The sequence below is a fragment of the Pseudomonas sp. EL_65y_Pfl2_R95 genome (genome assembly GCF_963971045.1).
Taxonomy (GTDB): Bacteria; Pseudomonadota; Gammaproteobacteria; order Pseudomonadales; family Pseudomonadaceae; genus Aquipseudomonas.
Map to the genome: position 1 here is coordinate 250,374 of NZ_CAXAOV010000004.1, position 24,458 is coordinate 274,831.

General features: G+C 56.1%; 19 protein-coding genes. 10 read left to right on the forward strand and 9 right to left on the reverse strand.

Annotated elements, in window-relative coordinates; all coding sequences use genetic code 11:
• Positions 1-492: a 5-(carboxyamino)imidazole ribonucleotide mutase gene (gene purE, locus AACY09_RS14620; protein ID WP_339489036.1), complete on the reverse strand. Its 492-nt coding sequence runs from the start codon at positions 490-492 to the stop codon at positions 1-3.
• 267 nt (positions 493-759) lie between these two features.
• Here purE and adhP point away from each other — a divergent pair, with 267 nt between their 5' ends.
• From adhP to AACY09_RS14640, 4 genes are all read left to right on the forward strand, one after another.
• A complete protein-coding gene (adhP, locus tag AACY09_RS14625; RefSeq protein WP_339489375.1) occupies positions 760-1,788 on the forward strand; it encodes an alcohol dehydrogenase AdhP in 1,029 nt (342 codons plus the stop codon).
• A gap of 96 nt (positions 1,789-1,884) precedes the next feature.
• Positions 1,885-2,874 carry an AraC family transcriptional regulator gene (locus AACY09_RS14630; RefSeq protein ID WP_339489037.1) on the forward strand — a complete coding sequence of 330 codons (990 nt, stop codon included), beginning with the start codon at positions 1,885-1,887 and terminating at the stop codon, positions 2,872-2,874.
• Positions 2,875-3,019: 145 nt separating this feature from the next.
• Positions 3,020-4,078 (forward strand): histone deacetylase family protein, encoded by a 1,059-nt coding sequence (locus AACY09_RS14635; protein ID WP_339489038.1) that lies wholly within the window; start codon positions 3,020-3,022, stop codon positions 4,076-4,078.
• A 2-nt stretch (positions 4,079-4,080) separates the two neighbouring features.
• Positions 4,081-5,181 carry a polyamine ABC transporter substrate-binding protein gene (locus tag AACY09_RS14640; RefSeq protein WP_339489039.1) on the forward strand — a complete coding sequence of 367 codons (1,101 nt, stop codon included), beginning with the start codon at positions 4,081-4,083 and terminating at the stop codon, positions 5,179-5,181.
• Between the two features lie 478 nt (positions 5,182-5,659).
• On the opposite strand, the gene AACY09_RS14645 is transcribed toward AACY09_RS14640, so the two are convergent.
• Positions 5,660-6,571: a LysR substrate-binding domain-containing protein gene (locus AACY09_RS14645; RefSeq protein WP_339489040.1), complete on the reverse strand. Its 912-nt coding sequence runs from the start codon at positions 6,569-6,571 to the stop codon at positions 5,660-5,662.
• Positions 6,572-6,804: 233 nt separating this feature from the next.
• Here AACY09_RS14645 and AACY09_RS14650 point away from each other — a divergent pair, with 233 nt between their 5' ends.
• On the forward strand, positions 6,805-8,229 hold the full coding sequence (locus AACY09_RS14650; RefSeq protein ID WP_339489041.1) for an aspartate ammonia-lyase: 1,425 nt from the start codon (positions 6,805-6,807) through the stop codon (positions 8,227-8,229).
• A gap of 336 nt (positions 8,230-8,565) precedes the next feature.
• Complete coding sequence (locus tag AACY09_RS14655) at positions 8,566-9,834, forward strand: dicarboxylate/amino acid:cation symporter (protein ID WP_339489043.1); 1,269 nt, start codon at positions 8,566-8,568, stop codon at positions 9,832-9,834.
• A 14-nt stretch (positions 9,835-9,848) separates the two neighbouring features.
• On the opposite strand, the gene AACY09_RS14660 is transcribed toward AACY09_RS14655, so the two are convergent.
• Entirely contained in the window at positions 9,849-10,661 is an 813-nt protein-coding gene (locus AACY09_RS14660; RefSeq protein WP_339489044.1) for a helix-turn-helix domain-containing protein, read from the reverse strand.
• 156 nt (positions 10,662-10,817) lie between these two features.
• Between AACY09_RS14660 and AACY09_RS14665 the strand changes: the two genes are divergently transcribed.
• From AACY09_RS14665 to AACY09_RS14675, 3 genes are all read left to right on the forward strand, one after another.
• Entirely contained in the window at positions 10,818-12,254 is a 1,437-nt protein-coding gene (locus AACY09_RS14665) for an alanine/glycine:cation symporter family protein (protein ID WP_339489047.1), read from the forward strand.
• Positions 12,255-12,360: 106 nt separating this feature from the next.
• Positions 12,361-13,353 carry an asparaginase gene (locus tag AACY09_RS14670; protein WP_339489048.1) on the forward strand — a complete coding sequence of 331 codons (993 nt, stop codon included), beginning with the start codon at positions 12,361-12,363 and terminating at the stop codon, positions 13,351-13,353.
• A 43-nt stretch (positions 13,354-13,396) separates the two neighbouring features.
• Positions 13,397-13,855: a GNAT family N-acetyltransferase gene (locus AACY09_RS14675; protein WP_339489049.1), complete on the forward strand. Its 459-nt coding sequence runs from the start codon at positions 13,397-13,399 to the stop codon at positions 13,853-13,855.
• A 39-nt stretch (positions 13,856-13,894) separates the two neighbouring features.
• On the opposite strand, the gene AACY09_RS14680 is transcribed toward AACY09_RS14675, so the two are convergent.
• Complete coding sequence (locus tag AACY09_RS14680) at positions 13,895-14,305, reverse strand: GFA family protein (RefSeq protein WP_339489051.1); 411 nt, start codon at positions 14,303-14,305, stop codon at positions 13,895-13,897.
• 141 nt (positions 14,306-14,446) lie between these two features.
• Between AACY09_RS14680 and AACY09_RS14685 the strand changes: the two genes are divergently transcribed.
• The gene (locus AACY09_RS14685) at positions 14,447-17,365 is read left to right on the forward strand and encodes an autotransporter family protein (protein WP_339489052.1); all 2,919 of its coding nucleotides are present in this window, start codon (positions 14,447-14,449) and stop codon (positions 17,363-17,365) included.
• Between the two features lie 70 nt (positions 17,366-17,435).
• Here AACY09_RS14685 and AACY09_RS14690 read toward each other — a convergent pair whose 3' ends face one another.
• The 5 genes from AACY09_RS14690 to AACY09_RS14710 all read right to left on the reverse strand — a co-directional run bounded on the left by AACY09_RS14690 (position 17,436) and on the right by AACY09_RS14710 (position 24,338).
• Complete coding sequence (locus tag AACY09_RS14690; protein ID WP_339489378.1) at positions 17,436-18,707, reverse strand: serine hydrolase domain-containing protein; 1,272 nt, start codon at positions 18,705-18,707, stop codon at positions 17,436-17,438.
• Between the two features lie 1,006 nt (positions 18,708-19,713).
• On the reverse strand, positions 19,714-20,019 hold the full coding sequence (locus tag AACY09_RS14695; RefSeq protein ID WP_339489054.1) for an NIPSNAP family protein: 306 nt from the start codon (positions 20,017-20,019) through the stop codon (positions 19,714-19,716).
• 26 nt (positions 20,020-20,045) lie between these two features.
• Entirely contained in the window at positions 20,046-20,954 is a 909-nt protein-coding gene (gene glsB, locus AACY09_RS14700) for a glutaminase B (protein ID WP_339489055.1), read from the reverse strand.
• 151 nt (positions 20,955-21,105) lie between these two features.
• Complete coding sequence (oadA, locus tag AACY09_RS14705) at positions 21,106-22,911, reverse strand: sodium-extruding oxaloacetate decarboxylase subunit alpha (RefSeq protein ID WP_339489056.1); 1,806 nt, start codon at positions 22,909-22,911, stop codon at positions 21,106-21,108.
• An 11-nt stretch (positions 22,912-22,922) separates the two neighbouring features.
• On the reverse strand, positions 22,923-24,338 hold the full coding sequence (locus AACY09_RS14710) for an acetyl-CoA carboxylase biotin carboxylase subunit (RefSeq protein ID WP_339489058.1): 1,416 nt from the start codon (positions 24,336-24,338) through the stop codon (positions 22,923-22,925).
• Positions 24,339-24,458 lie beyond the last annotated feature (120 nt).

Genomic DNA, 24,458 nt, shown 5'->3' on the forward strand with positions numbered 1-24,458 from the left:
TCAAGCGTGGCGCGGGTCTGGGTTTTCCAACACCGTTTCAGTTTGCTCTGCACGGAATTGCTTCAGCGCCTCATGAAACTGCGGGTGTTGATGACCCAGGATACTCGCCGCCAGCAATGCAGCATTCACTGCACCCGCCTTGCCAATCGCCAAAGTTGCAACTGGCACACCAGCTGGCATCTGAACGATAGACAGCAGCGAATCAACACCGGAGAGCATCGACGACTGCACCGGCACACCCAGTACCGGAAGGTGGGTTTTGGCCGCGCACATGCCCGGCAAGTGTGCAGCGCCACCGGCTCCGGCAATAATCACCTGGATACCACGAGACTCGGCCTGCTCGGCGTACTGGAAGAGCAAGTCAGGGGTGCGGTGAGCTGAAACAACTTTCACCTCATAACCGATTCCCAGCTTGTCCAGCATCTCGGTGGTGTGGCTAAGGGTGCTCCAGTCGGACTTGGAGCCCATGATCACGCCTACCAGTGTGCTCATCGTTGTGCCTCTATATTTGGCGCCAGTTGGCGCATCAAAAACTAACAAGCCACGCGGTTAAACCAGCGTGGCTTGTATGCGATATATAGCCGGGTGCCGCCGGCCGAAGGCCGCGCAGTATACCGCAAAGGCCGGGCCAGTGAGCAATGCTGACTACCGTTTATCCAGCGCTTGGGGTTGGGATTAAAAAAACAGCTGATTTTTGATCTCAATCAACTGTACCAACCGGCAACAGCGCACATTAGTGACTCACACTACCATGGGAGAATTATCATGCCTAAAACCATGAAAGCTGCCGTCGTACACGCCTTCGGCGAACCCCTGCGCATTGAAGAAGTAAAAGTCCCGCTGCCAGGCCCCGGCCAGATCCTGGTCAAGATTGAAGCCAGCGGAGTCTGCCACACCGATTTACACGCCGCCGAAGGGGATTGGCCCGTGAAGCCAAGCCTGCCATTCATTCCAGGCCACGAAGGTGTAGGTTTTGTCGCCGCCGTCGGCAGTGGGGTCAACCGCATAAAAGAAGGCGACCGTGTCGGCGTGCCGTGGCTATACACCGCCTGCGGCTGTTGTGAACACTGCCTGACGGGCTGGGAAACCCTGTGTGAAAGCCAACAAAACACCGGCTATTCAGTTAATGGCAGCTATGCCGAGTATGTACTGGCGGATCCAAATTTCGTCGGGGTGCTGCCGAAAAACATCGGGTTTGTAGAGATCGCACCTATCCTTTGCGCAGGCGTGACGGTCTACAAAGGGCTCAAGGTTACGCGCGCACGGCCGGGCCAGTGGGTTGCCATTTCCGGGATTGGCGGCCTTGGGCACATTGCCGTGCAATATGCGCGAGCCATGGGCCTGCATGTGGCGGCCATTGATGTCGATGACAGCAAGCTGGAACTGGCGCGCAAGCTGGGTGCAGAACTCACCGTCAATGCACGCAATCAAGACCCCGCCACCGTGATTCAACGCGACATAGGTGGTGCCCACGGCGTGCTCGTAACCGCGGTATCCAACAGTGCATTTGGCCAAGCCATCGGCGCTGCACGGCGAGGTGGTACTGTCGCGCTAGTGGGGCTGCCACCTGGCGACTTCCCTGCACCCATTTTTGATGTGGTGCTTAAGGCGATCAGCATCACCGGTTCGATAGTGGGCACCCGCGCCGACTTGCAAGAAGCAATGGACTTCGCTGGCGAAGGCCTGGTCAGCGCAACGTGCAACACCGATCAACTGGATAACATCAACCTCATTCTCGACCAGATGCGCGCCGGAAAAATTGAAGGTCGAACAGTGCTCACTTTTTAAACAGCTGATAGGCATAAGTCGCTGGCCGTACTGAGCGGCCAGCGGCATATATCTTGCTGCGCAATGGTTAACTCCTGCCAGTGAGCGCGGCCAACGATGCATGCCCAATTGACCACCCTGCATGTGGTTTCCATGACCCTTGCCTATTTCGCCGACACCTCAGTTTCGGTCTCACGCCTGCTCGACGCCAGCGGCATCCGGCTGGAGGACCTGAACGGCAATGACTCGCGCATCACCCCGCACCAAGAGCTGCAAGTCTGTGCCAACGGTTTGGCGGCGCAAGAGGATTTGGGGCTGGAGCTGGGCCGGCGCATGCACATCTCCGCCTACGGCATACTCGGTTACGCCGCGCTATCGAGTGCCACTTTTGGTGACGCATGGCAGCTGTTGCTGGAGTATCCGGCGCTGCTGGGCACCTATTTCAAACTGGATCTGCAAATTGAAGGCGAATTGGCCTGGGTCAGCGCCAGCGGTTACCAGCAACGGCCTGAACTTGAAGTATTCAATGTCGAGATGTGTTTGGCTTCATTGAAAACCGTTTGCGCTGACCTGCTCGGCCATCCACTGCCGGTCAGTGCTGCGCAATTTCAGTATGCCGAGCCCGTTTACTCAGCCCGCTACGCCAACAGCTTCGACTGCTCGTTAAGTTTCAATGCGCGCAGCAATGCCTTCGCTTTTCCTGCCAGTTGGCTGAGCCGCCGCCTCCCGTTGGCGGATGCCATTACCCACCAGGAAATGCTGATGCGCTGCCGCAAGCTCAATAGTGAGTTTTCGGCCCGGCAACTGTGGCTAGCACGCATTCGCGAGCTGCTCACGGAGCAGCTGACACACTCCCCTGGTCTTGAGCAACTGGCGCAGCAGATGCACTGCTCGCCGCGCACCTTGCGCCGACATTTACAGGCACTGGGCACCCATTATCAAGAGCTGCTAGATGACTTGCGCTTCGAGCGCGCCAAAGCCTTGTTGTGCCAAGAAGGTTGGCCCGTCGGACGGATTGCCGAGGAGCTGGGCTTCAGTGAAAGTGCCAGCTTCCGCCATGCCTTTCAGCGCTGGAGTGGCGTTGCACCGAGCCATTTTCGCCTCTGAAGAAAACAGTCTGACCAGTCCCACGGACAAGCATGGCCGATAAATTTGGCCAGATTAATCCCCTTTTGGCCATCTGTAGCGTTTTCGCAGACGGCGCTTTAGGCAAACAATGGAGCCATAACAAATAACCGCAGGGCTCCTGATCATGCTCACCATTTACAGCGACGACCATCACCTCCATCACGGCAGTTGCGAGTTGATCGACGGCAAATTGATGCCCTGCTTCGAGATGCCCAAGCGTGCTGATCACATTCTGCAGCGGGTCAAAGACCGCAGTATTGGTGAGGTTCGCGAGCCGCAGGACTTTGGCCGCGAGCCAATTAAGCGCATTCACACTGCCGAATACCTGGATTTTTTCGAGGGCGCCTGGGCACGCTGGCAAGAACAAGACGGAACCGGCGATTTGCTGCCCTACACTTGGCCTGCACGTACCTTGAGTCACCGTTTACCCACCAGCCTGCATGGCCAATTGGGTTACTACAGCTTTGATGCCGGGGCCCCCATCACTGCGGGGACATGGCAAGCCGCCTACAGCGCCGCGCAAGTTGCCCTCACCGCGCAACAGGAAATTGCCAAGGGTGCGAACTGCGTATTCGCCCTGTGCCGACCACCTGGCCATCATGCCGCAAGCGATGTCATGGGCGGCTATTGCTACCTGAACAACGCCGCTATTGCTGCGCAAGCCTTTATCGACCAAGGCTACAAGCGCGTGGCGATTCTCGATGTCGATTACCACCATGGTAATGGCACCCAGTCGATTTTCTATTCACGCAATGACGTGCTGTTCACCTCGATTCATGGTGACCCGGTCGCAGAGTTTCCGTTCTTCCTCGGCCATGCCGATGAACAGGGCGAAGGCGCTGGCGAAGGCTGCAACCTCAACTATCCACTGCCCGCTGGCAGTGCGTGGGACAGCTGGGGCGCAGCGCTGGATGATGCCTGCCAGCGAATAAATCAGTTCGACGCCGAGGTGGTAATCGTCTCGCTCGGCGTCGACACCTACAAAGAAGACCCAATCTCGCAATTCAAACTCGACAGCCCGGACTACCTGAGCATGGGCGAGCGTATTGCAGCAATGGGCTTGCCAACGCTGTTCGTCATGGAAGGCGGCTATGCCGTCGAAGCCATCGGTGTGAACGCAGTCAATGTGTTGGAAGGTTTTGAAAATGTCTGCCGACCTAATAATTCGAAGAAGGACGCATGATCATGAGAAAACTCCGCACTCTGATAGGCGCCGCGCTCTGCGGCACTGCGTTAATGGCCAGTGCAGCCCATGCTGCTGAACGCGAGCTCCGCGTTTACAACTGGGCCGACTATATTTTGCCCTCGGTGCCAAAAGACTTCGCGAAAAAAACCGGGATCAAACTGACCTGGGACGTGTTCGACACCAATGAATCACTGGAAGCAAAGTTGCTCACCGGCAACTCTGGCTATGATCTGGTAGTACCGTCCAACACCTTCCTCGACACCCAAATCAAAGCCGGGGTGTTCCAAAAGCTCGACAAGAGCAAATTGCCCAACTGGAAGAACCTCGACCCAGAGCTGTTAAAGCTGATGGCGACTAACGATCCGGGCAACGAACACGCCGTGCCTTACATGTACGGAACGGTGATCATCGGCTTCAATCCGGCCAAGGTGAAAGAAGCGCTCGGCGCCGATGCCCCCGTCGACAGCTGGGACCTGATTTTCAAGACGGAAAACATCTCCAAGCTCAAGCAATGTGGCGTCGCGATGCTTGATTCCCCCGGGGACATCCTGCCTATCGCCCTGCACTACCTCGGGCTGGACCCCAATAGCACCAAGAAGGCCGACTACGACAAAGCCACCGAGCTGATGATGAAAATCCGCCCGAACATTGCCTATTTTCACTCAGCCAAATACATGACGGATATTGCTAATGGCAATATCTGCGTAGCAGTCGGCTACTCGGGCAGCTTCTACCAGTTTGCCAACCGCGCCAAAGAGGCGGGTAATGGCGTGGTCGTCGATTGGCGTTTGCCGAAAGAGGGCGCGCCACTGTGGTTCGACTCCTTCGCCATCCCAACCAGCGCGAAAAACGTTGAAGAGGCGCACGAATTCCTCAATAACTTGCTCGACCCACAAGTAATTGCCTCAACCAGCAATTTTCTCGGTTACCCAAACCCGAACAAAGCGGCACTGCCGATGATGAATGCCGAGATCCGTGACAACGCCGGGCTGACACCAACTGCTGAGGGGCAAAAAACCCTGTATGTACTCAAGCCGCTGCCGCAAAAAGCTGAGCGGATGCGCACCAGGGCCTGGACCAAGATCAAGTCAGGCACCTGAGGAAACACTGAGAACTACTGCGCTAGGGATTGCGGTGTTAAAAACAGGCTCGGAATGCTCATTTACACTTGTAAACTCCGCTTCCTCGCCTGTTTTTGCCTTGCACTCCCGTCGCTCGCTACGTTCTCAGCGCTTCCTGAAATAAATTGCAGGCGGGTAAGATCAACAGCTGAAACCCAATGACTTGGGGAACTAGCCCATCTATTCGGTGCTTCACCATTTTCCAGCTTGCACCAGTGCAGGCGCTAGGGATTGCGGTGTTAAAAACAGGATCAGACTGCTCATTTACACTTGTAAACTCCGCTTCCTCGCCTGGTTTTGCCTTGCACTCCCGTCGCTCGCTACGTTCTCAGCGCTTCCTGAAATAAATTGCAGGCGGGTAAGATCAACAGCTAGAGCCAAAGGACTTGAACCGCTAGCCTGGCCATTTCCGCACTATCCGCAACCGCAAATGGTGGACGGAAAAACGTCGTCCTCCCTACTCGGTGCGACCTACTTCGCCGCTTTCGAGCTTGCGCCAGAGCAGGCGAATGGCGGCTTTGCGCACCAGTGCGCAGCGGTATAAGCGAATTTCCAGAGGCGATTGCCATGCCTCTGAGCCGCACACCACCAACTCGCCTCGCGCCAACTCGGCCGTCACGCTTAAACGCGGCACCCACGCCACACCCATGCCTTGTAACGCCATGCTTTTCAAGCTGTCTGCCATGGCCGTTTCATACACAGTGGTCGAACGTAGCGCGCGTTGGCGCAGCAGCAGATTAACCGAGCGCCCGAGAAAGGCCCCGGCGCTGTATGCCAGCAACGGCAGGGTTTGGCCACTGTCGAGATCAAACAGTGGTTGGCCGCTGGCGTCGACTGCGCAGACCGGCAGCATCACCGTGCTACCCAAAAACAACGACGGGAATATCTCCGGGTCCATCTGCAAGGCTGCGTCAGGGTCGTAATAGGCGAGAATCAAATCGCAGCTGCCTTCACGCAACGAATGCACCGCCTCGCCGACGTTGGTCGCCACTAAACGGGTATTGAGCGGTAGACCTTCACGCCGCAGACGGGCGATCCATTCAGGGAAAAAGCCCAGGGTTAATGAGTGCGCCGCCGCAATTTGCAGCACTTCCCCCTGCTTGCCTTCAAGGTTATGCAAATGCCGCACGACTTCGCTCAATTGCTCAACCATGCTCCGCGCCGTCACCAGAAATAGCTGCCCCGCCTCGGTCAATTCGATGGGCGTGCAGGAACGGTTTATCAATGTCAGTCCGAGCATCGACTCAAGACTACGAATCCGCCGACTAAACGCTGGCTGCGTGACAAAACGCTTCTCAGCCGCGCGGGAAAAACTCCGCGTGCCGGCCAAGGCGACAAAGTCTTCCAGCCATTTGGTTTCCAGATTCATCGATCCCCCAACACTTGATTAATGCCCGAAAAGTTATCCACAGGCATGGGCTACGCGGTTGAACATTAGCGGCCAAACACTCGATCAACGCTTATCTGCATCAAGGAGTCACATCTTCATTATGCCGATTGTGCATAGCATAGCGTTTAACAGCATTGGCTTGAATATCGGTGAACTCCTTACCCTAGGCGGCATGGCGATAAATCTCGCCGAATCCAGAGATCACCTCAATCATGTCCGCTGCTGCATCATTCCGCGTCGAAAAAGATCTGTTGGGCTCCCTCGAAGTCCCAAGCGAAGCCTACTACGGGATTCAAACCCTGCGCGCCGTGCACAACTTCCGCCTTTCTGGCGTCCCTTTGGCCCACTACCCAAAGCTGGTGACAGCCTTGGCGATGGTCAAGCAAGCAGCAGCCGACGCCAACAGCCAGTTGGGCCACCTCAGCGGTGACAAGCACGCCGCCATTAGTGAAGCCTGCGCGCGGATTATCCGCGGTGATTTCCACGACGAATTCGTGGTCGACATGATTCAGGGTGGGGCGGGTACATCGACCAACATGAATGCCAACGAGGTGATTGCCAACATCGCGCTTGAAGCCATGGGCAAGCAAAAAGGCGAGTACAGCTTCCTCCATCCAAACAACGATGTGAACATGGCGCAATCAACCAACGATGCGTACCCAACCGCGATTCGCCTGGGCTTGCTTCTTGGTCACGACACCTTGCTCGCCAGTCTGGACAGCTTGATTCATGCATTCGCCGCCAAAGGCGAAGAGTTTGCGCACGTATTGAAAATGGGCCGTACCCAGTTGCAAGATGCTGTGCCGATGACGCTCGGCCAGGAGTTCCGTGCCTTCGCCAACACCCTCGGTGAAGACCTCGCCCGCCTGCGCAGCCTGGCCCCGGAACTGCTGACCGAGATCAACCTCGGCGGCACGGCTATCGGCACGGGCATCAACGCCGATCCGGGTTACCAGATGCTCGCCGTCGAGCGCTTGGCTGCGATCAGCGGGCAACCCCTGGTGCCCGCGGCTGACTTGATCGAAGCCACTTCGGACATGGGCGCATTTGTGCTGTTCTCCGGCATGCTCAAGCGCACTGCGGTGAAACTGTCGAAGATTTGTAATGACCTGCGCTTGCTGTCGAGTGGGCCGCGTACCGGGATCAATGAAATCAACTTGCCACCGCGTCAGCCGGGTAGCTCGATTATGCCGGGCAAGGTTAATCCGGTGATTCCGGAAGCGGTCAACCAAGTGGCATTTGAAGTGATCGGCAACGACTTGGCGCTGACCCTGGCCGCTGAAGGTGGCCAATTGCAACTCAACGTTATGGAGCCGCTGATTGCTTACAAAATCTTCGACTCGATCCGCCTGCTGCAACGCGCCATGGATATGCTGCGTGAGCATTGCATCGTCGGCATCACCGCCAATGAAGCGCATTGCCGGCAGTTGATGGAAAACTCCATCGGCCTGATTACCGCACTGAACCCATACATCGGTTACGAGAACGCCACGCGAATTGCCAAGCTTGCCCTGGAAAGCGGTCGCGGTGTTCTGGAACTGGTGCGCGAAGAAAAGCTGCTGGATGACGACACCCTGAATGACATCCTGCGCCCTGAAAACATGATTGCCCCACGCCTTGTTCCGCTTAAAGCCTAGCAAAAAGCCAGTACGACTTTCCGACGAAAGCGCTTAAAAATGCTCGATCAGGGGAAAAATGGGGGAGAAATTGCAGCGAACGCTAAGTAAACTGCGCGCCCTTCACGTTCCCCTGCCGACATCACCCGCTGCATTTACCTGCCCTCATTTACCGCCTTCGGTTGAACCCCGAGCGGCCGGTGAGCAAACACAGGTTAACCATGCGCTCGCGGTCTGCAGGTGAACAGCCAGGGGTTTATCAACATAAGCCCCAAGCCTAAGCAATGCAGGTTACGAGCAGCTTTCAAGACCGCATAGACGGTCTGCTCAACAACAGTTACTGGAATGGTGAAATGCATGACTCAGAGTTCTAATACCGCGACATCGCTGGGCCTTTGGAAGCGTCTACAACTGTGGCACAAGATCCTGATCGGCCTGGTCCTCGGTGTTGCCACCGGTGCAATCTTCAAACAAGACGCGCTGGTTCTGGCCCCCATTGGCACCCTGTTTCTCAATGCCATCAAGATGTTGATCGTGCCGCTGGTGTTTGTCTCGCTGGTAGCTGGTATCACCTCCATGCAGGACTCCGCCAAGCTTGGGCGGATCAGCATCAAAACCATCGCCATTTATATGGTCACCACCGCCTTCGCCGTGAGTATCGGCCTGCTGTTTGGCGCAGTCTTCACCCCAGGTGAAGGGCTCAATATGGTTGCCAGCGGCCAGGAAGCGGCCAAAGAAGCACCCTCGCTGGTCTCGATTCTGGTGGGTTTGGTCCCGAGCAATCCCGTGACGGCCTTTGCTGAAGGCAACGTGCTGCAGATCATCGTGTTCGCCATTGCACTTGGCGTGAGCATGAACGTGGTCGGTGAAAAAGCAGCGCCCGCAATCAAGTTGTTCGACAGTTTGGCGGAAACGCTCTACAAGCTCACCGACCTGATCATGGGGTTCGCACCTTATGGGGTGTTTGCCTTGATCGCCGGCGTAGTCGGCAGCCACGGCGCCGAAGTATTGCTGCCACTGGCTCAGGTAATCGGGGTGATCTACCTCGCCAGCATCGCTCACGTGTTGTTGGTTTACGGCGGCTTGATTGGTTTGCTTGCGCGCCTCAGCCCAATGCGTTTTTTACGGGGTATTGCACCGGCACTGGCCGTGGCGTTCAGTACCTCTAGCAGCTCCGGTACCTTGCCGGTTTCCATCGAATGCGCGCGCAAAAACCTTGGCGTCTCTCAGGGTGTGGCGGGCTTCGTATTGCCGGTTGGCGCGACCATCAACATGGATGGCACAGCGATCTACCAAGGCGTATTGGCCTTGTTTATCGCCCAGGCGTTCGGGGTTGACCTCAGCGCAGGCCAGTACATGATGATTATCCTCACCGCCACGCTGGCGTCTATCGGCACGGCCGGTATTCCGGGCGCAGGTTTGATCATGCTTGGGTTGGTCCTGACCGCTGCCGGCTTGCCGCTTGAAGGCGTTGCCCTGATTGCCGGTATCGACCGTATCCTCGATATGGCGCGCACCACCGTTAACGTCGCGGGGGATTTGATGACCACAACCCTGGTTGGCCGCAGCGAAAACGAACTCGATGTCGAGATTTACAACAGCCCCAACCACGACGGCAACGATTAAAAGCCGCCGTTGGCCTATTCGATCTCGAATAGGCCATTGCGAATACGTGCACCGGCCAAGCGCTGGCGCACGTCATCATCGATACGCGGATCCTCTGGCGCATAGAGCATCACCTGACGGTAAGTGTTTACCCGATTGATATCAGTGCCGAGAAACTCCCACACCACCCGGGTACAGGCAGGCGTGCGCTGATCGCCACTGGATACACCGGTTTTCAAGCCATTCAAACGGGTGATTCGACTTTTAAAGCTGGGAATCAATATGGTTTGACTCATCTCGTTGCCGGTGAGGCTTTCGTAGTCGATCAAGAACACCCGATCTTGCAGATAGAACGCAGCCCCTAAATAACGACAGCGCACCCAATCCTCCGCTCCACCGCCGCGCGCCCGCTCCTGGCGTTCCTGGCGCTCAAATACAAAGCTGCCGCGCTCCTCACGCAGGTGCACCAACGACAACAGAATCTGCCCCGGCACCGACATGCAATTGGAATACTCAAAGTAGTAGCCGCAGTAGCGCGACAAGTCATTTGAATGCTCGCTAAGGGATTCAAACAACTCAAGCAGTGGCGCGCCCGCTGATGCGCTTGCCATGCTGTTATCGCGGGCGCCAATCAGCCTGGCAAATTGTTCTTGAGGAAGCGCTAACTCGTAATCCTCAACGCCAAAAAAGTCGCAAATTCGCTTCAGGTTATGGGCGGTCGGCCGGCTCTGGCTGGCGAGGTAGCGATTGAACTGCGCGCGGTTGATCGAGAGCTTGCGACAGACCTCGGCAATTGAGCGGTAATGACTGCACAGCAGCTTGAGGTTAGCGCCAAAAGAATCCGACATGCGGGTATTCCAGCCGAGTTAGGTGACGCGATATTAGCATCAAATAGCGTCACTTAACTGCAAACCGCGAAATTGTTTGAAACATTAACATCTACAATCATTGAAGAAGGCCCGCAGAGGCCAACTTATTTCAGTACAACAAGAGTGACCTCCCCTATGCTCGATTTACTCAATGACCTCATCTGGAGCAAGCTGCTGATCGTGATGCTGATCGGTCTCGGTTTGTTCTTCACCATCGCCTCGCGCTTCGTTCAATTCCGCTACTTCGGCAATATGTTCAGCATCTTTGGCGAGGCCTTTAAGCGCCAGCCGGGTCAACTCAGCTCGTTTCAGGCACTGATGCTCTCGGTTGCCGGGCGTGTCGGCGCAGGCAATATTGCCGGGGTATCGGTGGCAATTATCCTCGGCGGGCCTGGGGCCATTTTCTGGATGTGGATCGTGGCATTGGTTGGCATGGCCACCAGCTACTTCGAATGCTCGATTGCTCAGCTCTACAAGCGCCGCGAACCCGATGGCGCCTACCGTGGCGGCCCGGCGTTCTATATCGAGCATGGTTTGGGTCAACGCTGGTTAGGCATTGTGGTTTCGATCCTGCTGCTGATGACGTTCGGCTTCGGCTTTAACGCCGTGCAATCATTCACCGTTGCCAGCTCGATGCACGATACTTTCGGCGTACCGACCTATGTCAGCGGCGTCGTACTCACCGTCGTGATCGGCATGATCATCTTTGGCGGCATCAAGCGTATCGCCAAGTTTGCCGACATTCTGGTGCCGGTCATGGCGTTCTCGTACATCGCCATGGCCGTATTCGTTATCGGCAGCAATGCTGATCGCATCCCGGATGTATTCAGCCTGATTTTCCGCAGTGCATTTGGCCTCGAGCCAGCTTTTGCAGGCGGTATTGGCGCGGCGATTATCATGGGCGTTAAGCGCGGCCTGTTCTCCAACGAAGCCGGCTTGGGCAGCGCACCCAACGTCGCCGCTGTGGCTGAAGTGCCACACCCGGTTGCGCAAGGTATCGTGCAGTCTCTCAGCGTCTTTATCGACACCATCATTCTGTGCAGCTGCACCGCGCTGATCATATTGCTCTCGGGCGTTTATCAGCCAGGCAGCGAAATGGCTGGTGTCTTGTTGACGCAAAGTGCAGTCGCCAGTGTGGTCGGGGAATGGGGCCGGGTATTTATCAGTATCGCCTTGCTGCTGTTCGTCTTCACCACGCTTATCTACAACTACTACCTCGGCGAAAACGCACTGGGCTTCTTCACCCAGAAACGTATGCCCGTAATGGTTTACCGAGTCTTGGTTGCGGTGTTGGTGTTCTGGGGTTCGGTACAAGACCTCGGCACCGTATTCGCCTTCGCCGATGTGACCATGGGCCTGTTGGCGATCTGTAACCTGGTTGCCTTGGCGCTGCTGTTCAAGGTGGGTCTGCGCTTGATGCGCGACTACGATAGGCAGATGAAAGCAGGTATAAAGTCTCCGGTATTCGACCCTAAGGAATTCAGTGACCTGGACCTCGACCCAGCCGTTTGGGCCCAACTGAAGGCCCAACGAGACAACACTGCAGGCCTTGCCTCAACCAAAGCTGTTTAACCCTGAGTGAACCCAGCCAGGCGCCTGCCTGTTAAGGTTAAACCGGTGATCACAAAGAGGGCTTGAATGCCCTCTTTTGTTATTCAGTATTAATTGAGGAGCGACCATGGCCGCTTGCAAAAGACTTCTGCTGCTCTACACCGGCGGAACCATTGGCATGCAACCCAGTGCCGACGGCTTGGCCCCAGCTTCCGGATTTGAAGCGCGGGTACGCGAGCAACAAATTGAAGAAGGCGCAGACCACTTGCCTGATTGGGTCTTCGGTGAATTGCTGCCGCCCATCGACAGCGCCAACATGAGCCAGGCCAACTGGTTGGCAATGGTGAGCGCAATCCGCACCGGTATCGAGCAAGACGGCTGTGATGCTGTGCTGGTGCTGCAAGGCACTGATACCCTGGCCTACAGCGCCGCCGCTTTGAGCTTCTTGTTGTTGGGCTTACCTGTGCCAGTGGTGTTAACCGGCGCCATGCTACCCGCTGGAGTAGAAGGCAGTGATGCTTGGCGTAATTTGTTCGGTGCCATGCGTGCCCTGCATCAAGGCGAAGCGACAGGCGTACAGGTGTATTTCAATGACGCATTGATGCATGGCGCACGCGTCAGCAAATTACGCAGTGATGCCTTTGATGCATTCACCGTATTGCCGCGCCAGCGCGACAGTCAACGCGCCGGGCAGATTCCAAAGGCCATTGATTATCGGCAACCTCGCCAGCCGGTCAGCATTGCAGTATTGCCTTTCTACCCCGGAATTCAGGCGGAGCACATCGGTGCCTTGCTGAGCAGCGGTGTCCAAGCGTTATTGCTGGAATGTTACGGCAGCGGCACCGGCCCCTCGGATAACGCTGCGCTGTTGGCAGCATTGAAGCATGCGCATGAACGTGGTGTGGTGCTCGCGGCAATCAGCCAGTGCCCCCAAGGCCATGTGGAGTTTGGTGTGTATGCAGCCGGCAGCCAATTGCAAAGTGCCGGTCTGGTCTCGGCTGGCGGCATGACTCGCGAAGCGGCACTGGGCAAGTTATTCTCCTTGCTAGGTGCAGGCTTAAGCCAAACTGAGGTTGAACATTGGTTCAGCCTAGATCTGTGCGGCGAGCGCGCCGATTAAGCATCCATTCATCGAACAACAATAATCAACTGGAGGAGTGCAAATGGCCGCCCGCATTGAAGTCGAAGTTCGCCCAGTCAGCGCAGAAGATCACGCGGTCTGGTTGCCGCTGTGGCAAGGCTACCAACGTTTCTATATGACCGACATTCCGGCCGAGGCCAGCGAGGTTAACTGGCAGCGCTTTCTCGACCCCGATGAACCGGTCAATGCCGCACTGGCCTGGCACGAAGGCAAGGCTATTGGTCTGGTCCACTGGATCTATCACCGCTCAACCTGGACAGTCGGTGACTACTGCTACTTGCAGGACCTGTTTATCGACAAGAATGTGCGCAGCAATGGTGGCGGACGCCAACTGATTGAGTTTGTTTACGCCCAAGCGCAACAGGCCAATTGCGCACGGGCTTACTGGCTCACCCACGAGAGCAACAGCAAAGCCATGCTGCTCTATGAGCGCATCGCCGAACGCTCCGGATTTATCCAGTACCGCAAGCAGCTCACATAAAGCCGAACCTCAATGAATCAATGCCTCAGGGCACAAGTTTCATTCGAAAGGCGGCAGTTGTGGATAGCGCGGCAAGACGTCGGCAAACTCGGCCCAGGCCACATGTTGTGAATGCCAGTAGTGCAAAGTAGGTGTGAGCAACGCCGGGTTGTCGAGGCTGCCGATGGTGATATCAATCAAGCCCGGCAAAAAACTCGCAGAAAATGAAATCTGGGTGCCACAGTGTTCGCAAAAACCGCGCTGGGCATCCGCTGAAGATGCATATTGCTTCGGCTGCGACTGGGTAAACTCAACGTACTCCTGCTGATACATCGCCCACGCCACCGCTGGCGCGGCATGGGCTCGCCGGCACATTGTGCAGTGGCAAACTGCAGCCATCGTAGGCTCACCCGTCAGCACATACCGCACTGCACCGCACTGGCAGCCACCTTCAATTTTCGCTTCACTCATCGCCTTATCCTGCCGACTGAAACCCAAAACTCTAGTCGATTGCCAGACTCCAATTATTCCAATTTCGCAGCTGTTATAAAACTGTAAGACAACCTCGTTATAAAAAGCGGCTCTAACTAATAATCAGGACTGCAAGCAGCCATGCTTTTTAAACCGACATACCTTGCCCGCTGTATCACCCTCAGCTTATTCGCAGGTGTGACCTCGCATGCGTTTGCAGCCAACCCCAACCCAATCATTAATAACGCTGTTACCGACAGCCAGGAACTCGGTGATCAGAGCCTGCTGACCATCACTGACAGCGGCAGTATCATCACCAAAAAAGATCCCGCTGTATTGCTTAAGGGCGATACCAGCGGTGCTGGGGTAATCATTGATAACAGCGGTATTGTGCAATCCAGCAAGGACCGTGGCATCGACAGCGATGACGGCGATGGGCCGGCGCGTCACTACCAAATCATCAACCGTGAAGGCGCGTTGATTGATGCTGAAAAGCAAGGCATCCGCATTGATGGCGACTTCGCGGGCAGTACGGTGAGCATCGACAACGCAGGCACCATCACCTCGCAAACTGACCGGGCAATCATGCTCAAGGCCCTGCAAACCGATGTGAAGATTGACATCATCAACCGCGAAACCGGTGTCATCCATGGCGTTGTTGAAGACGCCATGCGCCTCGGGGCTAACGCCACCGTGATCAACTACGGCGAGATCAGCAGCGGCGACATGACCGACGACGACGCCAAATTCGATGGTATCGACTTTGACGAATCAAGCGGCGGCAAGGTAGAAAACCACGGTTTGATCAGTGGCGGCCGCCATGGCATTACCACCGACAAAGGGGCCGAATTAATCAATTACGCCGATGGCGTAATCATTGGCCGTAATGGTTCTGGCTTCGGCTCTGACGGCGATGGCAAGGTCACCAACTACGGCCGCATCACTGGCAGCTACAACGGCATTGCACCGAATGGCGACGGCGATGGCGTTGATATCGACGGTCAGGGTTATATCGACAACTACGGCACCATTGAAGGCACCGGCGCGGGTGGCGAAAAAGACGGCGCAGCCAATACTGGTGAAGGAATCGCCATGGGCGGCGGCACCATCATCAACCACGAAGACGCGACCATCAGCGGCGCGGCCAATGCCATTCTGATTGATGACAGTGCAACAGGCGGCGCGCCTTTCGCCACCTTCCTCGAAAACCACGGCAGTATTCTCGGCCTAGATGGCGACGGTGTGCGGATCATTGGTGACCAAGACGACACTGTGATCAACAATGGCTTGATCAGCGGCGCCAGCGGATTGGCCCTTGACCTTGGCGGCGGGAGTGACAACCTGACATTAGGGGCAGGCAGTCAATTTGTCGGCCTGGTCGACGGGGGCGAAGGCCGCGATACAGTGACCTTCGACGACGCCAAAGGCGGTAGTTTCGGCAACAGCCAGAATTTTGAATGGTTGGATGTCAAACAAGGCACCTGGACCCTCACCAGCAATGATTTTAGCGAAGGGGGTGAAATTCAAAGCGGCGCCGAGTTGATCAACCAGGGCCAGATTGGCGGCACCTTGAGCGTCAAGTCCGGCGCGACCTACAGCGGTGCAGGCCAGGTGCAGAACCTTAATCTGCAAGCAGGTTCAACCTTGGGTTTCGCCGTTGCGGCTGACGGCAGCCACAACCCGGTACAGGTCAATGGCAGCGCAGACATCGAAGGTGCCAAATTGGATATTCGCGCGGGCAGCGGCGAGTATCCCAAACAAAGTAATTACACAGTGATTAACGCAACTGAAGGTGTCAGCGGCCAGTTTGCCAGTGTCAGCAGCAACTTCGCTTTCTTGACGCCCACTGTTGCCTACAACGCCAATAGCGTTGAACTTGAACTGCAGCGCAACGATGTCGCCTTCAGTGACATGGCCAAGGGATTGAATGCTGCAAACGCCGCCAATCGCATAAGCGCCAGCAGCAACCCAGCGCTGTACAACGCCTTAATCAGCAGCGATGCAACCAGTGCCAGCCGGGGTTTAGAGCAACTTTCCGCCTCCAGCAACGCCAGTTTGGCCAACGCGACACTGGCGGGCAGCAGTCAGGTCGGTGGTGCCATGCTGGGTGCGATGCAGCAACTCGGCGGCGGCATGAGCGGCAACCTGCAAAGCTCGCTCAGCCTACAAGACGGGCCGCTGCTTGCCGCCAACGGCTTACCCAACGAAGCACGCAACCTTAACGACCCGAATGCTCAAGGACGCCTGTGGGTTCAGGCGTTGGGCAGCAATGGCACGCTTGATGGCAATGCTGGCAGTCATGATATTGATCAGAACACAGCTGGCGCAGTGGTTGGCGCTGACTGGGCGCTCGATGCACAATGGCGTTTAGGGGTACTGGGTGGCTATTCAAGCACCGATGTCGATGCTGGCAATGACGCCGACGGTAATATCGACAGCTACCACATTGGTGCCTACGCATTGCGTCAGAGCGGTGCCTACAACCTGCGCCTCGGTGCGGCGTACAGCAGCCACGACGGCGAAAGCAAGCGCGAAGTCAACTTCAACGGCTTTAGTGACCACGTACGCGGTGATTACGACGCCGACAGCCTGCAAGCCTTCGCTGAACTCGGTTACGCCATTAACAGCGGTAAGCTGCAAGCTGAACCTTATGCAAACCTCGGCTACCAGCGCTATGAACGTGACAGCTACAACGAGAAAGGCGGTCCGGCAGCCCTGCACGTTGAGTCACAAGACCAAGACAACGTGACCAGCACCTTTGGTGTACGCATCGCGCGCTTCGATACCTTGGATAACGGCATGAGCTTTACCCCACGCCTGGGCGTCGGCTGGCGACATGTCTATGGTGATGTGGATAGCAATACGCGTCAGTCATTTCTCAGCGGCGGCACAGCATTCAGCGTCGAAGGCAGCGCCCTGGATCGCAACAGCCTGCTGCTCGAAGCAGGCTTTGATGTCGGCATCAGCGCCAAGCAAAACATCGGCTTGGCCTACACCGGCCAACTGGGTGAAGACTCACGCAACCATGCACTGATCCTGCAATGGCAGCTGGGTTTTTAACAGCGTCATAAAAAGGGGTAGGTTTTTAATACCTACCCCTTTTGATTTTACTTCATGATTAGAATTCGCGTTACTTCAGCGCTTTAATTGCCGCCGCAATAAAGTCGTAGGTTTCCATTTCCTGCTTGTCCATTTCCGGTTCTGGCCAAGCGCTCCACACCACGGCCACCAGGTTTTCCTTACGGTTTACATAAACAAACTGACCAAAGATGCCCTGCGCCTCAAAGGCGCCATCATGCTGCGGGCGAGCGTTCTTTCCGGTCGGGAATAACCACCACTGGTAGCCGTAACCAAGGATGTACTCACCGCCATAAAGTTTGCCGGGTGCCAAGTAGGACGCCGGGTCGACTTCAGTGGCTTTATCCAGCCAGCCCTTGGGCAAGATGCGTTCGCCATCGATCACGCCGTCATTGAGAATAAACTGACCAAAGCGCCCGTAATCCTTTAGCGTTGCGGAAAAACCGCTGCTGCCGATTTCCTGACCTGCTTGTCCATCGAGCTGCCAGAAGGCTGGTTTTTCCATGCCCATGCGTGCCCAGATGCGATCAGACAGGTAATCACTGGTGGTCATGCCCGTTGCGGCGTGAACCAACTCACTCTGCAAATGGGATTCACCGGTGCTGTATTTGAAGACCGTGCCCGGCTTCGACTTGCGCTTGAGTTGGCTCAGCTGTTTGACCAGCGAACCCGGGTTATTCGATAGCTGCAACTCGAACATCTTGCGGCGATCCGAGGTCGGGTCACGGTAGGTTTCGTTCCAGTCGGCGCCCGAACTCATGCGCAAAACCTGTTCTACGGTAACGCCGTCATAAGCACCGCCCTTAAGCGCTGGGAGGTATTGAGTGATTGGCGCCTTTACATTGATACGGCCTTGCTGCACAGCCGCGCCAACCAGCGTCGATGAGATCGACTTGACCACACTAAATGACGTCCAGCGGGTGTCGGCATCGTTACCCAAACCGTATTTTTCCAGCACCACCTTGCCGTCCTTGATGATCAATACGCCGCCAACCCGGTTGCGCCGCATAAAGTCATCAGTGGTCTGCTCAGCCCCGTCTGCTTGATAGGTGACGTCGATATTCGGCTGCTGCGGTAATGGATAAACCTGCGGGCCTCGGGCTACATCGCGGGTGAAATACACCTTATCCATATTGCGATAAGTACCGGGCTGATACAGCGGCGGCAAATCGTATAAATCTTGCGCACGCCCTATGTACGGGTGTTTTTCAGGCTTTGATGAGGCGTTGGCAACCTCGGCTTCCGTACTCGCAGTCTGCGCGCAGCCACTCATAATCAGGCCGACAGTCAGGGTTAGCAAACCACCTGCCGCTCGCATTTTTATCGACATTTGCAGTCCTTGTTTTTAGCTTCTGAAGAAAACGGCTCAGTTATTGATGCCTAAACCATAGCTAGAAACAACCCACCTGTCGCCCTCAAAGGCCAGACCAGAGGCGTCTGCGTTCACCTAGCAACGATAGCTAAACCATCTGCTGGTTAGCGGCGCTGTCCAGTAGCGGCACAATCAATCACTCATGGCGCTGCTGCCTTTACAGCCCTTGGGAGCAGGATTGGTTTGTCCGAATTGCTAAACCTTAAGCAAAATATTCTGGTTGCTCACCCTAGCGGAAAACTTAGCTATGGCACGATTCCAGACATGCCGATATTTAACCTGCGAGGTGGGGAGATCTACCTGCGCGTAGGGGCACACTGGGGGCCAAATAAAGGCTTTGGCATTCGGCATATATGGCAAGCTCATTGGCGGGACTTACAGATATTTGGCTGCCCCGGCGTTGAAGATGTAGCGGGGCATATTGCGAAGATGATCGTCCCGGGAGCCGCCATCTACTGTGAGTTCGCGAGCCCGGGCCAGAATCATCGAGTTGCTGTGCTGAAAAACCCAACTGGCTTAGTGATTTTAGAACCGCGAAATGAGCGTCGGGGTTTCGGCTACTACGTAGTCACATGGTATCCAAAGCGGCGTGCAGAGGGCACCTTAGTAGGAAGAGTAACCCGGCGCTAATATCACTGAAGCTGGAATCAAAAAGGCGTCCTAAGGACGCCTTTTTATGTCTGTTGAGGAGTAGTCGCAGCAATCCTTTAGCTCCCAGCTTCACAGCCTTGGGTTCAGGATCCGATGGGCAGGCCCACCGTCACTACTTCAGAGAAACCAGCTTTCTCTGCTGCCGAATTGCGGGGGGACGAAACACTGGTGCCCAAGCCCGACATATGCGCAGTTGCAGTCCTCAGCACCCATTTTGATTAAAAAGACGACTGTGTCAATAGCCTCACGGAGCTTTAAAACCACCATGAGCGCCAACCAACATAGCGATCGGCTCCAGCTTATAAACTCACTTAAGCACAGGCCGAAAGAAGCTGCGTTCGTAACTCAGGATGCACTGAGTTTGTTCGGCGTAGTGAAAGGCTGCCTGGCAGTCTGAATCAGTGGCAGAGTCGATGCGGTACTGCTCGTAAGCGGCAAGGCTGGGGAAGGAAAATAACGCCAACGCAACATTGTTCGCCCCCTCACCCGGCAAGAAATAACCGTGATGTTGGCCGCCAAACTTCTCTACCAGCGGTATCCACAGCTTGGCGTAGTGCTCGAACTCGGTTTGTTTATAAGCATCAATAACGTAGCGCAGGTAGCAGGTAACCATGGGGTGTCCTTATACTGAATAACCGATTAGTAAACCGACCAGCCGATCTTATCGCTTAACATCTCCAGCGCCTGCAGACCCACCAGCGAGTTACCGGCAGGGTTTAACTCAGGCGACCAGACACAGATCGAATAACGGTCCGGAACGATGGCAATGATACCGCCGCCCACACCGCTCTTACCCGGCAAACCAACCCGATAAGCAAAGGTACCGGCCTCGTTATACAGGCCACTGGTTGCCATGATCGCGTTGATTTGGGTCACTTGGCGCAAGCTCATCACCCGCTCACCGGTGAGTCGGTTGACGCCTTGATTGGCCAGAAAACTGAAAGCATGGGCCAGGTCCACGCAGCTCATGCGTAGGGCACAGTGGTTGAAGTAGCTGCGCAGCACCAGGTCGACATCGTTATGAAAGTTGCCGAACGACTGCATCAAATAAGCCGCTGCTGCGTTGCGCGCACGGTGTTCATATTCCGATGCCGCCACCACGCTGTCGATCACCACGCCACTATTGCCTGACAAGCGCCGCGCCATATCGCGCATGGCAAGCGAGGGGGCGGCGTAGCACGATTGGTTGATATCGCAGATAACCAGCGCGCCGGTATTGATAAAGGGGTTTCGCGGAATGCCGCGCTCCAGTTCAAGCTGCACCAGCGAGTTAAATGGCTGCCCGGAAGGCTCGTAACCCAGCCGATCCCAAATCGCCTCGCCCGAATGGCTAACCGCCTGAACCAGGCTGAACACCTTGGAAATACTCTGGATCGAGAAGGGTGTATTGGCATCACCCGAGGTGAATAACTCACCCTCGTTGCTGTACACCGCAATGCCCAATTGATTGGGCTCAACGCTGCCCAATGCCGGAATATAATTGGCGACTTTGCCCTGGCCAATCAACGGCCGGGTTTGCTCAATGATTTCGTCTAACAGCGCTTGCATCAGCCCACTCATGATAATTCTCAACGGTGCCCAGCCTACAGTTGCCAGACCGGTCCCGGCTAGACGCAAACACGGCAACCGACAAAATCAGAATAAAAAAAGGGAGCCCGAAGGCTCCCACAGAGAAACGTGTTACGTCGGCTGACGCGAGTTACTCGATCTCAACCAGCACTTCGCCCGGGTTGACTCGGTCACCCTTGGCCACATGGACGGCTTTAACCGTTCCGGCGATAGGCGCCTGCACTTCGGTCTCCATCTTCATCGCTTCGGTGATCAGCAACGACTGACCCGCTGTTACTGTGTCGCCCTCTTTGACCAATACATCGACGATGTTGCCCGGCATGCTGGTGCTGACATCCCCCGGCCCGCTGGCTTGTTTGCGCTTGCCACCGGCACCCGCGACAAAGTCGTTAAGTGGCTCGAACACCACCTCTTCGGGCATGCCATCGATCGACAGGTAGAAGTGACGCTTGCCGTCGCCTTTAACGCCGACACCGGTGATATCCACGCGATAGCTTTCACCATGCACATCGACCACAAACTCAGTCGGCACGCCTTCACCGCCCGCGGCGGCAACGCCAGTGCCATCAGGGATTGGCAGCAGAACTTCAGGCACCAGAGTGCCTGCTTCGCGCTCCTCCAGGAATTTGCGCCCGATGTCCGGGAACATGGCGTAGGTCAGCACATCTTCTTCAGATTTTGCGACAGTGCCGATCTCTGCGCGTAGCTTGGCCAACTCAGGTTTGAGCAGATCGGCCGGACGAATGTCGATGACTTCTTCACTGCCGATTGCCTGCTTGCGCAGCTTCTCGTTGACCTTGCCCGGCGCTTTGCCGTAACGACCTTGCAGGTATAGTTTGACCTCATTGGTGATGGTCTTGTAGCGCTCGCCTGCGAGCACGTTGAACACTGCCTGAGTGCCGACGATTTGCGAGGTTGGTGTCACCAACGGCGGGAAGCCGAGGTCTTCACGGACCCGTGGAATCTCCGCGAATACTTCGTTAATGCGGTTCAGTGCGCCCTGCTCTTTGAGCTGATTGGCGAGGTTGGACATCATCCCGCCCGGCACCTGATTGACCTGCACGCGGGTGTCGACGGCAGTGAACTCGCTTTCGAACTGATGGTACTTCTTGCGTACCGCGTGGAAGTACAAACCGATTTCCTGAATCAGCGCCAGATCGAGACCGGTGTCGTATTCGCTTCCGCGCAGCGCTGCAACCATCGACTCAGTACCCGGATGGCTGGTGCCCCAGGCGAAGCTTGAGATGGCCGTGTCGATATGATCTGCACCCGCTTCAATCGCCTTGAGCTGGCACATCGAGCCCATACCGGCGGTGTCGTGGCTGTGGATAAAGATCGGCAGGTCGATTTCGTCTTTCAACGCTTTGACCAAATCGGCCGCGGCGTATGGGGTCAACAGACCGGCCATGTCCTTGATCGCAATCGAATCGATGCCCATCGCCTGCATGGCTTTGGCCTGATCAACAAATGCCTGGGTGGTGTGTACCGGGCTGACGGTGTAGCTCAGGGTGCCCTGAGCGTGCTTGCCCGCGGCTTTGACTGCTTCGATCGACACGCGCAGATTACGCACATCGTTCATCGCATCGAAAATACGGAATACGTCGATGCCATTGACCGCCGCCTTGGCGACAAATGCTCTGACCACGTCATCGCTGTAGTGGCGATAGCCGAGCAGGTTTTGGCCGCGTAGCAACATCTGCAGCCGCGTGTTTGGCAGCGCCGCCTTGAGTTGACGCAGACGCTCCCACGGATCTTCCTTGAGGAAACGTACGCAGGCATCAAAGGTTGCGCCGCCCCAGACTTCCAGCGACCAGTAACCCACCTGATCAAGCTTGGCGCAAATTGGCAGCATGTCATCGAGGCGCATGCGCGTGGCGAGCAACGACTGGTGAGCGTCGCGCAGGATGGTGTCGGTAACAGTAATCTTCTTAACCATTTCTCAATTCCTCACAGGCCAGCGTGGGCAGCAATTGCAGTGGCGATGGCGATGGCCAGGTGCGACGGGTTACGTTTGATCGAGTACTCGGTGAGTTCCGGGTGACTCTCGACGAAGCTGGTATTGAACTGACCGCTACGGAATTCCGGGTTGCGCAGAATTTCCTGATAATAGGCAGCAGTGGTTTTAACGCCCTGCACGCGCATGTCATCCAGGGCGCGCAAGCCACGATCCATCGCCTCCTCCCAGGTCAGTGCCCAGACAATCAGCTTGAGGCACATTGAGTCGTAGTACGGCGGAATGGTGTAGCCGGTGTAGATTGCCGTGTCGGTGCGCACGCCGGGGCCCCCGGGTGCGTAATAACGGGTGATCTTGCCAAACGAAGGCAGGAAGTTGTTCTTCGGATCTTCGGCATTGATCCGAAACTGCAGGGCAAAACCACGGTGGATAATGTCTTCCTGCTTAACCGATAGCGGCAGGCCCGAGGCAATGCGAATCTGCTCGCGAACGATGTCGATCCCTGTGATCTCTTCGGTGATGGTGTGCTCCACCTGCACCCGCGTATTCATCTCCATGAAGTAAACCTCGCCGTCGGCGAGCAGGAACTCCACGGTACCCGCGTTCTCATAGCCAACAGCCTGCGCAGCTCGCACCGACATGTCACCGATGTACGCGCGCTGCTCGGGGGTCAGCTGAGGACTCGGGGCGATCTCGATCAATTTCTGATTGCGCCGCTGGATCGAGCAATCACGCTCAAACAGATGCACCACATTACCGTGACTGTCCGCCAGAATCTGCGCTTCGATATGCTTGGGATTAACAATGCATTTTTCGAGGAAAACTTCTGCGCTGCCAAAGGCTTTGGTCGCCTCCGATATCACCCGCGGAAACGCCTGCTCCAACTCTGCCTTGCTGTTGCAGCGACGAATGCCGCGACCGCCGCCACCGGAAGTGGCCTTGAGCATCACCGGGTAACCAATGCGCTCGGCCTCAGTCAGTGCCTCGGCAATATCAGCGACGTTGCCTTCAGTACCGGGGGTAACCGGCACGCCCGCCTTGATCATGCTGCGTCGGGCTTCAGTCTTGTCGCCCATGCGCCGAATCACTTCAGCACTGGGGCCTATGAACTTGATCCCACGTTCGGCACAAATGTCGGCCAGCTCGGCGTTTTCAGACAGAAAGCCATAACCGGGGTGCAGCGCATCACAACCCGTCTCAACCGCCAGATTCACCAACTTGCGCGGATTGAGGTAGCCTGCCAACGGGTCATCACCCAGGCTATGCGCTTCATCGGCACGCTTGACGTGCAGCGCCATGCGGTCAGCGTCGGAGTAGACTGCCACCGAGCGAATGCCCATCTCGGCGCAAGCACGCACGATACGAACGGCAATCTCACCACGGTTAGCAATCAGGATTTTCTTGATCACAAGTGTTGTCCTCGAGCATGGGCCAAACAAACCCCGCTCCATCCAGTTCTTGTAAGCGGTTGTGTCCTAACCCTACGCCGCTTAAGCAATTACCAAAAATCAATAATAATTTGCTTACCC